This is a genomic window from Streptomyces marokkonensis (assembly GCF_039539045.1).
GTDB lineage: Bacteria > Actinomycetota > Actinomycetes > Streptomycetales > Streptomycetaceae > Streptomyces > Streptomyces marokkonensis.
The window spans coordinates 1-9192 of sequence record NZ_BAABCQ010000235.1 but is presented as its reverse complement, the minus strand read 5'-3'; the positions used below and the strand labels follow the sequence as shown (position 1 = coordinate 9192).

The 9192-nt window shown below is 72.1% G+C and carries 8 protein-coding genes and 1 pseudogene; 6 read left to right on the top strand and 3 right to left on the bottom strand.

Going from position 1 to position 9192, the window contains the following annotated elements:
- Positions 1 to 161: 161 nt before the first annotated feature.
- Positions 162 to 377 carry an I78 family peptidase inhibitor gene (locus ABEA26_RS33385; protein WP_345597452.1) on the top strand — a complete coding sequence of 72 codons (216 nt, stop codon included), beginning with the start codon at positions 162 to 164 and terminating at the stop codon, positions 375 to 377.
- Positions 378 to 428: 51 nt separating this feature from the next.
- On the opposite strand, the gene ABEA26_RS33380 is transcribed toward ABEA26_RS33385, so the two are convergent.
- Positions 429 to 1445 (bottom strand): phosphatase PAP2 family protein, encoded by a 1017-nt coding sequence (locus ABEA26_RS33380; protein WP_345597450.1) that lies wholly within the window; start codon positions 1443 to 1445, stop codon positions 429 to 431.
- 257 nt (positions 1446 to 1702) lie between these two features.
- Positions 1703 to 2938 (bottom strand): mannosyltransferase family protein, encoded by a 1236-nt coding sequence (locus ABEA26_RS33375; protein ID WP_345597448.1) that lies wholly within the window; start codon positions 2936 to 2938, stop codon positions 1703 to 1705.
- Between the two features lie 260 nt (positions 2939 to 3198).
- On the opposite strand from ABEA26_RS33375, the gene ABEA26_RS33370 reads away from it, so the two are divergent.
- Together ABEA26_RS33370 and ABEA26_RS33365 are read left to right on the top strand one after the other, a co-directional pair.
- Positions 3199 to 4797, top strand: a complete 1599-nt coding sequence (locus ABEA26_RS33370; protein WP_345597446.1) for an MFS transporter — start codon at positions 3199 to 3201, stop codon at positions 4795 to 4797.
- A 103-nt stretch (positions 4798 to 4900) separates the two neighbouring features.
- Positions 4901 to 6091: an acyl-CoA dehydrogenase family protein gene (locus ABEA26_RS33365; protein WP_345597445.1), complete on the top strand. Its 1191-nt coding sequence runs from the start codon at positions 4901 to 4903 to the stop codon at positions 6089 to 6091.
- A 59-nt stretch (positions 6092 to 6150) separates the two neighbouring features.
- Here the strand turns inward: ABEA26_RS33365 and ABEA26_RS33360 are convergent, their stop codons facing one another.
- Complete coding sequence (locus ABEA26_RS33360) at positions 6151 to 6594, bottom strand: cell division protein SepF (RefSeq protein ID WP_345597444.1); 444 nt, start codon at positions 6592 to 6594, stop codon at positions 6151 to 6153.
- Positions 6595 to 6883: 289 nt separating this feature from the next.
- Between ABEA26_RS33360 and ABEA26_RS33355 the strand changes: the two genes are divergently transcribed.
- The 3 genes and pseudogenes from ABEA26_RS33355 to ABEA26_RS33340 form a co-directional block, all read left to right on the top strand.
- The gene (locus ABEA26_RS33355) at positions 6884 to 8071 is read left to right on the top strand and encodes a DUF5685 family protein (protein ID WP_345597443.1); all 1188 of its coding nucleotides are present in this window, start codon (positions 6884 to 6886) and stop codon (positions 8069 to 8071) included.
- Between the two features lie 40 nt (positions 8072 to 8111).
- Positions 8112 to 8742, top strand: a pseudogene (locus ABEA26_RS33350) (DUF1684 domain-containing protein); the annotation flags it as partial.
- 332 nt (positions 8743 to 9074) lie between these two features.
- The coding region (locus ABEA26_RS33340; protein ID WP_345597454.1) for a helix-turn-helix domain-containing protein at positions 9075 to 9192 on the top strand (118 nt) is incomplete at its 3' end.

The following is a 9192-nucleotide window of genomic DNA, read 5'->3' as shown; positions in this document are numbered from 1 at the left end:
CTCGGGCCCGCGTAAGGCGTACGAATCCGTCCGTCCGAGTGACGGAGTTCGACCGGAACACGGACCGTGACCTGTGACAGAAGTGTGACCGTAGGTGCCTCGGGCGCCCGGGTTACCGGCCTGGACTTCCCCGGCCGTGGAGCAGGGCATAGCGTGGCGGCATGGCACCGATTCCGACACCCCCGGCCGAACCCCAGGACAGTCCGGACACGTACGTCGGCCTCGCGTCCGACGCGGCCGAACGGCTCGCGCGGGAGCGGGGATGGCCGACGGTGCGGTCACTGGCGCCGGGCACGGTCATCACCATGGAGTACCGCGTGGGCCGCCTCAACTTCGAGGTGAAGGACGGCCGTGTGACCCGGGCCTGGAAGGGCTGACCCGCGGGGGAGAGGCTGTGCGTACCGGCCCCCGCGCCGTGGTCCGAAAGGTCAGCCGCCCGACAGGGGGCGTGCGGCCGGGGCCGCGCCTCGCGGGTGGCGGTCGGCGTGCGGCGGCCGTCGGCTGCCGGCCGGGGTCACCGGCGTACGGTCCGAGCGGGCCGTGTGCGGCCCCGGAGCCAGGTATGCCGAGGCCCGGGTGCGTGGGGCGGCGACCGGTTCGCGGACCGGGGACTCCTCCCGGTCGGAGTCGGGCGGCGTGAGGACCACGGGCGTGCTGACCGGCTGCTTCGCCGCCCTCGTACGTCCGCGGCGGGCGAACCAGCGGTCGCGCAGGCCGAGGATCCAGGCCTCGGCCCGGGTGATCAGCGGCTCGAACCACGGCAGCGCCAGCAGGATCAGCAGCCCCGCCACCCAGCCGAGGAGCACGTCGCTGAGCCAGTGCGTACCGATGTAGACGGTGGACAGGCCCACGCCGAGCGAGGTGACCGCCGACAGAGCCGACAGCCAGCGTCGCGCCCTGGGCGTCGAGGCCAGATAGGCCAGGATGCCCCAGGTCACGACGGCGTTCGCGGTGTGACCGCTCGGAAATATATCGCCGCCGAGCCACATCTCGTTCGCGCCGATCGTGGTTGCGTAGTGCGGTCCCAGCCGGCCCATGCCGTACTTGGCGGCACCGACCGTGACGTTCAGCAGGAGCAGGGAGACGCCGAGCGCGAGCAGGGGCCGCAACGTGTGCTGCCGCCAGGAGCGCCAGCCGAGCCAGGCCGCGACCATCACCGCGGTGGGGCCACGCTGGCCGAGCACCACGTAGTAGTCGACGAACGCGTGGAGCTCCGGCCACTGCTGGTAGGGCCGGAAGAACATGACCTGCCAGTCGAGCCGGACCAGCCACGAAGTGATCAGCACGGCCCACACGATCGCGACGTAGAACGCGAGGGTTCCCGAGAACAGCGCAATCCTGTGCCGGCTCATCTCCGGCACATCTAGGTGAGCCGGTCGTTCCGGCTCCCGGTCGAGTCTCGCGAACACCCGGTCCAGACGGGTGAGGTTCCGTTCGGTACGCACACAATCGACGTTACAGCGAGTGAGGAGTGATCCCGGCCGAATCAACGGCTTTGTGATGACGATGTGATGTGGGATTCCTCTCAGGTGGTGGTTCATTTCCCAGGAATCCGTAATCCGGTCCCACCGCGGACTTCAATTCCTTTGATCGGTCCGGTCGGTGGCTTATCGTGCTTATGAATTCGTTCACCGAATGCTGGTACGGAATTCTCCCGGCGGCCATCGGGCGCCCCGGCCCGGTCGGGGCCGGCCGGAGCCGGTCAGGGCGGGCCGGAGCCGTTCAGCCAGAACGCCCCGTACACCGCCGACGCCACCGCGACACCGCCGACGATCAGTGCCGACCCGGAGGTTCGCAGCCGGGCCAGGGCCAGGGCGAGGGGCAGCAGCAGCGGGAAGGCGGGCAGCAGCAGCCGGGGCTTCGAACCGAAGTAGCTCGACGCGCACAGGGCGAGGACGGCGACGATCCCCGAGTACACCAGCAGCGCGAGCGGCTGGCGCTGCCGTACGCAGACGACGTACAGCCACACGAGCAGGGCGACCCCGGCGATCAGTCCGACGCCCGCCGGCGCCGACGGGAACGACGTGAACTTGTCGGCGACGAAACGGGCGAAGGCCACGCCGCCGTCGAAGCCGTTGCGCCAGCCGGCCTGGACGTCGAGATAGCCGAGGGGGCCCTCGCCGGTGCGGTGCCCGACCCAGAGCACGTACCCGGCGGCGCCCAGGGGCGCGAGGAGCATGCCGAACACACTCCGCGCGCCCTCACCAGGGGCGCGCGGAGTGCCGTGGGCGCCGTCCGTGACGGCCTCGCTCCGGGTTCGCACGAATGCCACGATCGCGGTCACCCACACCGCCGCCGCCACCGCGAGCCCCACCGGACGGGTCAGCCCGGCGAGCGCGGCCAGCACTCCCGCCGTCACCCAGCGCCCGGTCAGCACCGCGTACAGCGACCAGGCGGCGAGCGCCGTGAACAGTGACTCGCTGTACGCCATCGACTGCACGATCCCGACCGGCAGCACGGCCCACAGCAGCACCGCGCAGACCCCGGCCCGCCCGTCTCCCGCCACCACCCTTCCAAGGCCGCGCTGCGCGCCTTTCTCATTCCGGCCGTACAGGTGCTCGGTCACCGCGAAGATCCCCCAGGCCGCGGCGAGCGAGGCGAGCAGACTCACGACGAACCCGGCGTCGGCGTACGACAGGCCCGTCGCCGCGCCGAGCCGCTCCAGCCAGGGCAGCAGCGGGAAGAAGGCAAGGTTGGAGTGGACGTCGCCGTTCGGCAGGCGCACCTCGTAGCCGTAGCCCAGTTCGGCGACCCTGGTGTACCAGAGGGAGTCCCAGCGGGCCGTCAGCAGCGTGTACGCGCTCTTGTCGCGCGCGGCGCTCCACAGGGCCAGGGCGAGCAGGCCCAGGGCGCGTACGGCCGCGTAGCCGAGGAGCGCCGGGGCGGCCCGGCGCAGGGCCCCGGGGCGGCCCGTCGTGCGCGTTTCAAGATCGGTCACGGGCTCGATTATCCGCTGGGGGCGGCGCTGACCGGCCGGCCGGGGCGGGGGTGCCGTGGCCGCGGTGGCGCATGCCACACAGGTGACGCGGGATGTGTGAGGCCCGCCACGTGCGCGAGGGGAGGTCTCGCGTACTCTGGCGAGCCACTCGCGTTCCGTTGCCCGGCCCGGAGACCCCGCTCCTCTCCGGCCGAGCCGCAGGGGAGTCCCCACCCCGCGTGGCCCGCCGGACGCGAGGGAACTTCCTTGGAGGTACGTACATGTCCGGGACGACCACGGCCGCCGCCGCGCTGCGCCGCCGGGCGGCCGGGGCCGGTGCCAACCGCTGGGTGGTCCTGTTCGTCCTCTGCGTCAGCCTGCTGCTCGTCGCCGTCGACGCGACCGTCCTGCACGTGGCGGTCCCCGCCGTCACCGAGGATCTGCGGCCCGGCGCGATCGAACTGCTCTGGATCGTCGACGTCTACCCGCTCGTCTGCGCCTCGCTGCTGATCCTGTTCGGCACGCTGGGCGACCGGGTGGGCCGCAGACGGATCCTGCTGCTCGGCTACGCGCTCTTCGGCGTCGCGTCCGTGCTGGCGGCCCTCGCCGGCAGCGCCCAGGTCCTGATCATGGCCCGTGCGCTGCTCGGCGTCGGCGGCGCGATGATCATGCCGGCGACGCTGTCGATCCTGCGCCAGGTCTTCCCCGACCGGCGGGAGCGGGCGTTGGCCATCGGCGTCTGGAGCGCCGTGGCCGCGGTCGGCGCGGCGGTCGGGCCCCTGCTCGGCGGCTTCCTGCTGGAGCACTTCTGGTGGGGCTCGGTCTTCCTCGTCAACATCCCGCTGATGCTGGTCAGCCTGCCGGTGGGCCGGCTGCTGCTGCCCGAGTCGAAGGGCGACGACCGCGGGCCCTGGGACGTGGTCGGCGCGCTGATGGCGGCGGGTGGCCTGTTCGGGGTCGTCCTGGGTGTGAAGCGGCTGGGCGGTGGCGAGCCGGTGGCGAGCGTGCTGACCGTGCTGCCGCTGGTGGTGGGCGCGGCCCTGCTGGCCGCCTTCGTGCGACGGCAGCGGCGGCGTACGCATCCGCTGGTGGACCTGGAGATGTTCCGGCGGCCGGCGTTCAGCACGTCGGTGGGGTGCATCGTGCTGGCGATGCTGGCACTGGTGGGTCTGGAGCTGGTCGCGGCGCAGTACCTGCAGCTGGTGCTCGGGCTGTCCCCGCTCCAGACCGGGCTGCGGCTGCTGCCGCTGACCTTCGCCGCGATGGCGGCGGGGCTGGCGGGCGCACGGATGCTGCGGCGGTTCGGGCCACGCCGGATGGTGTGCGCCGGGTTCTGCCTGACGGCCGTGGCGGTGCTGCTGCTGACCGGGATGGGCCGGGCGGACAACAGCGCGCTGCTGGTGTCCGGGTTCGTGCTGCTCGGCTTCGGACTGGAGACGACGCTGTTCGGGGCGTACGAGTCGATGCTGAGCGAGGCGCCGCAGGAACAGGCCGGCGGGGCGGCGGCGATCGGGGAGACCTCGTACCAGCTGGGCGCCGGAATCGGGATCGCCCTGCTGGGCAGCGTGATGAACGCGGCGTACGCGCCCGGGCTGGCAGGGGGCGTGCCCGGGGTGCCGGCGTCGGCGTCGGCGTCGGCGGGGCATTCACTGGGGGAGGCCTACGAGGTCGCCGGGCAGCTCGGGGGGCCCGCGGGGGCCGCTCTGCGGCGGGCGGCGGCCGACGCGTTCGTGCACGGGCTGCATGCGACGCTCGTGGTGAGCGCGGGGTTGTTGTCGCTGGGGGCGGTGATGGCCCTGCGGTTGCCGCGGGGGATGCGGTGCGAGGCGGTTTCCGTGCCGGGGCCCCGGGACGCGGCGGAGTCACGCGTGTCGGTGTGACCGCCGGGGTCTCGCATGGTGGACGTCCGGGACGGGGCACCGTAACGTCGGCAGAAGAACCGTAACTAGCAGTGCTAGTTTTCACAGTCCCGGAGGGTGTTCCATGGTCTCGTCCCCCAAGCCGCCCGCGTTCGACCCCGCCGACCCGCTCGGCATCGACGACCTTCTGGAGCCCGAGGACCTGGCAGTCCGGGACACCGTGCGGGACTGGGCCGCCGACCGCGTGCTGCCGTACGTCGCGGACTGGTACGAGAAGGGCGAGCTGCCCGGCATCCGGGAGCTGGCCCGCGAGCTCGGTGGCATCGGCGCACTGGGCATGTCGCTCCAGGGCTACGGCTGCGCGGGCGCGAGTGCCGTGCAGTACGGACTGGCCTGCCTGGAGCTGGAGGCGGCCGACTCCGGCATCCGCTCCCTGGTCTCGGTGCAGGGCTCCCTCGCCATGTACGCCGTCCACCGCTTCGGCGGAGAGGAGCAGAAGCGGGCCTGGCTGCCGCGCATGGCCGCCGGCGAGGTCATCGGCTGCTTCGGGCTGACCGAGCCCGACCACGGTTCCGACCCCGCCAACATGCGCACCCACGCCAAGCGCGAAGGCGGCGACTGGGTGCTCAACGGGCGCAAGATGTGGATCACCAACGGGTCGGTGGCCGGCGTCGCCGTCGTCTGGGCGCAGACCGACGACGGGATCCGAGGGTTCCTCGTCCCGACCGACAGCCCCGGCTTCTCCGCACCCGAGATCAAGCACAAGTGGTCGCTGCGGGCCAGCGTCACCAGCGAGCTCGTCCTCGACGACGTACGGCTGCCCGCCGACGCCGTACTGCCCGAGGTCACGGGTCTGCGTGGACCGCTCAGCTGCCTCTCCCACGCCCGCTACGGCATCGTCTGGGGGGCGATGGGCGCGGCCCGCAGCTCCTTCGAGTCGGCCGTTCAATACGCGAAGACGCGGGAGCAGTTCGGGCGGCCCATCGGCGCCTTCCAGCTCACCCAGGCCAAGCTCGCCGACATGGCGGTCGAACTGCACAAGGGGATCCTGCTCGCCCACCACCTCGGGCGGCGCATGGACGCCGGCCGCCTGCGTCCCGAGCAGGTCAGCTTCGGCAAGCTCAACAACGTGCGCGAGGCCATCGACATCTGCCGTACGGCCCGTACGATCCTCGGCGCCAACGGGATCTCCCTCGAATACCCCGTGATGCGGCACGCGACGAACCTGGAATCGGTGCTCACCTACGAGGGCACCGTCGAGATGCACCAGCTGGTGCTGGGCAAGGCCCTCACCGGACTCGACGCCTTCCGGTAGGACTCCGGCGGCGGACCCGGTGGGCCGGCGGGGGCGGGGCCGTGGTGTGCGGCCCCGCCTCAGCTCTGGTTGAAGAAACCGTCGGAACGGTGCGCGGCCGGCTCGCCGCTGATGACCTGGGTGTCGGCCGGGCTCAGCAGGAACACCCGGGTGGACACCCGCTCGATCGAACCGCGCAGGCCGAAGATCAGCCCGGCCGCGAAGTCGACCACGCGCTTGGCGTCGGACCCCTCCATGGCCGTCAGGTTCACGATGACCGGGACGCCGTCCCGGAACAGTTCGCCGATGGCCCGTGCGTCCCGGAAGCTGTCCGGGGTGACCGTGGCGATGCGGCGGCCCTTCTCCTCGGCCACGTCCGTGGCCACCTTCACCCGCGGGTCCGTGACCCAGGCGTCCTGGGACTGGGACTCGGGGCCCTCGGTGTAGTCGTCGTCGTAGTAACGCTCGTCATCGTTGTCGTCGACGAGGCCGAGCCACGCACTCGCCTTGCGTACCGATCCCATGGACGCCTCCTCTCACAGCGGTCTTTCGTGCTTCCGCATCCCTATGGTCATCCATGATGCGGACGTCGCGCCAAGTGGATGGACGCCGCCCGGGGGGTTTGTGACGGTACTGGTGCACAGCGAATCCGTCGAGAGTCCTTGTGTCCCAAGGGTTGTTTCCCAAACGGATGCTGACTGTGAGTGAAATATGATTCTTCCCGGCGGACGGGTGAGGGAGGGTGCGTACGGGTGAACGCGACGATCGATACGATGCCGCAGCTCAGCGTCGTACGAGACACGGGGGAATGTCGTGTTCGGAATCGTCAGGCCATGTAGGCACCGGCTCGGAGAGAGCCTCACGAGCCAGTGGATGGCGCATTTGTGCGGGTTGTGCCTCGCGCTGCGCAAGGATCACGGACAGTTCGCTCGGATCGTGACGAACTATGACGGGCTGCTCATATCGGTTTTGACGGAGGCTCAGGCCGCCCGTGGTGGCACGGGTGCCGGGCGGCGCAAGGCCGGGCCGTGCCCACTGCGCGGCATGCGCACCGCCTCCGTCGCGCACGGTGAGGGCGCCAGACTCGCGGCGGCCGTCTCCCTGGTGCTGGCCTCGGCCAAGGTGCGCGACCACGTCGCCGACGGGGACGGGATGCTGGCCCGCCGGCCGGTGGCCCTCGCCGCCCGCCGGATCGCCACGGGCTGGGACGCCGCCGGCGCCCGCGGCGGTGGCGCGGTCGGGTTCGACACCGCCGTACTGGTCGACGCCGTGGACCGGCAGGGCGGCATCGAGGCGCTCGCCGGGCCCGGCACGCCCCTGCTCGCGGTCACCGAGCCGACCGAGACCGCGACCGCCGCCGCGTTCGCGCACACCGCGCACCTCGCCGGGCGGCCGGACAACGCCGAGCCGCTCGCCGAGGCCGGGCGCCTCTTCGGCCGGCTCGCCCACCTCCTGGACGCCGTGGAGGACCAGGAGGCTGACGCCGCGTCGGACGCCTGGAACCCGCTCACCGCCACGGGGACCTCGCTCGCGGAGGCCCGGCGGCTGGCGGACGGCGCCGTGCACGGGGTGCGGCTCGCACTGCGCGAGGCCGAGTTCGGGGACGGCCGGCTGGTGCACCGGCTGCTCGTGCACGAGCTGGGGAACTCCGTCGACCGCGCGTTCGGCACCGCCTCCTGTGCTCACGGCAGTCACCCCTACGCACCACCCGGCACCCCGGGCGCTCCGGGCGGCCCCGGTGCGCCGATGCCCCCGGAGCCGCCCCGTCGCGACCGGCGGGGGCTGCTCGCGGGGTGCGCCGTGTGGCTGGGGCTGGCCTGCACGTGCCAGATGTGCTGCGGCACCTACCACGATCCCTGGAGCGGGGAGCGCAAGGAAGGGACCTGCGCCAACTGCGACTGCGGCGGCTGCGGCGACTGCTGCAGTTGCTGCGAGTGCTGCGGCAACTGCGGGGGCGAGGACGGCTGCTGCGACGGCTGCGGCTGCGACTGCAGCTGCTGAGGTGTCCGGCATGCGAGGGTTGCCCGCATAGGGTTGCCCCATGACGACGGACGCATCCGACGAGTGGAAGCGGTGGCACGAGCGGCGTGTCGCGACGGTGTCGGCGCCCTACGGGCCGCTCGCCCTGACCGGCACGTACTGGCTGGAGGACTACCCGGACGGGCAGCTTCCGGACGTCCCCGGGAGCTGGACGGCGGCCGGCGACGCGGTGCTGCTGACGGCCACCGGGGCGAACCGGCTCACCGTGGACGGACGGCCCCTCGACGGCGAGGTACGGCTCACGGCAGACCCGGGACCGGCGAGCGCGGCCCGGGTGGCCTGTGGCGAGCGGCGGATCGTCGTCCTGCTGCGCGAGGGCGCCTGGGGCGTGCGCGACTTCGACCCGGTCGCCGGGACGCGCCGGGCGTTCCGGCATCGCGGCCACGCCCCACGATCCGCGCTGGTCGGTGCCGGGGCGCTTCACGCCGTACGACACCGGGCCGCGCAGCGTGCGGGTGTCCAACGCGGACGGGCGGGAACGCGGGCTCGGTCTCGGCGGTGAGCTGGCCTTCACCCTGGACGGGCGCCGCCGCACGCTCCAGGTGGGCGTCGAGGCGGACGGCTCGCTGTGGGCCGTCTTCGCCGACGCCACCAGTGGGAGCACCAGTTACCGGGTTCCTTGTAGAAGGCCCCGGCGTTCACGCCGGGGATGAATGCATCTCAGGACTGCTCTGACGCGCACCTTGGGGCGGTCGTTGCTGCTGCTCGATGTACTGGCGGACGATCGCCAATGGTGCCCCGCCACACGTTGCGGAGAAATACGAGGGCGATCACAGGTGCCCGTGCGTGATGGCGCGGTCGATCCGACCGGTGAACTCTCCTCCAGCCTCCGGCCGGGAGGTGCCCCCAGCCGTATCCGACGAGCGGAGACGCCCTTGAGGCTGTTGACCGGCTTCGAGACGGGGACCACGCACTGTAGTTATGTAGCCTCTTTGTGTGACTGTTGTGTCGTAGGGTCTCGGTCATGCAGCTCCGCTACAACTACCGGGCCTACCCGGACGCCACCCAGCGCCGTGCGCTGGCGAGCGCGTTCGGGTGCGCGCGGGTGGTGTGGAACGACTGCCTGCGTGATCGCAGGGAAG